This is a genomic window from Paenibacillus sp. OT2-17 (assembly GCF_009827695.1).
Lineage (GTDB): Bacteria > Bacillota > Bacilli > Paenibacillales > Paenibacillaceae > Paenibacillus > Paenibacillus polymyxa_B.
The window spans coordinates 1-940 of the sequence record NZ_WUDQ01000899.1 but is presented as its reverse complement, the minus strand read 5'-3'; the positions used below and the strand labels follow the sequence as shown (position 1 = coordinate 940).

2 protein-coding genes are annotated in these 940 nt (G+C 47.2%); both read right to left on the bottom strand.

Annotated features, from left to right (window positions below; genetic code table 11):
* Positions 1–47: 47 nt before the first annotated feature.
* On the bottom strand, positions 48–503 hold the full coding sequence (gerQ, locus tag GRP75_RS28025) for a spore coat protein GerQ (protein WP_023988884.1): 456 nt from the start codon (positions 501–503) through the stop codon (positions 48–50).
* A 56-nt stretch (positions 504–559) separates the two neighbouring features.
* On the bottom strand, positions 560–940 hold a 381-nt coding region (locus GRP75_RS28020), incomplete at its 5' end, for a cell wall hydrolase (RefSeq protein WP_160791013.1).

The window sequence follows — 940 nt, the reverse complement described above, 5'->3', positions numbered from 1 at the left end:
ATCCTCTGCCAGACGGCAGGGGATGTAGACTCATATATATGAAGGCATCAGCGAACCGGGGATGCACCCGGGTTCCCGATGACGCCGGGATATTGGTACAACAACGGCTCATCAAATGTTGCATAGTCCAGGTTTAGCATTAGTAGAATGGTCCGTTTGCCCGTCGCCGGATCACTAATAATAATGTGGTCCCGACCTGCTGCTTCCAGAATGCCTTTGAATATTTTCGCATTCCATTCCCGGTTATTTTCATAGGTCATATAAAAGGTTCCCGTTTTTCCTAAGTTCAAGCGTAAAATATTTTCGATGTATGATTGCTCGTATTGCGGAGTCTGAACCTGCACTACGGTACCCGTTGGTGTCATAGGGCTGCCACTACTTACTTGAGGTGGAAAGCCAGTCATAGGCTGCATGGTTCCGATTGGAGTCATCCCTCTTGGCCATTCGGGATACCCATTGCCGGAAGCATAAGATACGGGACGGTAAGCTTGCTGTGAAATCATGTAAATTCCTCCTAAAATAGTTTAAATTCAATTCTTAAAGCCATTCTGTAAATTGTCTAATATACATTAGGACAATCCTGTACAGTCGGGCTAAAAAAGCAGTGGGCTTTAAAACGTCCGGTATTGACCTGGCTATACCAGGTATCTGGGCAGTCTCCGGCAGGTCTGAAAAACCATAATGAATTGGATGCCGGACGTATTTTCTCTCCATTGATTACACGCTGGGCAAGTCGAATGTCCCGATCACGGGCTTTCTGATAAAAATACCCCTTCTGAGTAGCCTCAAACCCGCCGGGGCTTTGAAACACCATGTCATTCATCATACGTATGCCCTGGAAATCTAGGCAATTGGATAAAATCCGGTTCACCCCAACATTACCGACCATGAGCATTCCCTGCTCTCCTTCGCCTTCGGCCTCAGCCCGACTGATGCGGGC

Bases quoted from the DNA above. Each gene is read 5' to 3' on its own strand.
- gerQ (WP_023988884.1), bottom strand. From the start codon at position 503: ATGATTTCACAGCAAGCTTACCGTCCCGTATCTTATGCTTCCGGCAAT.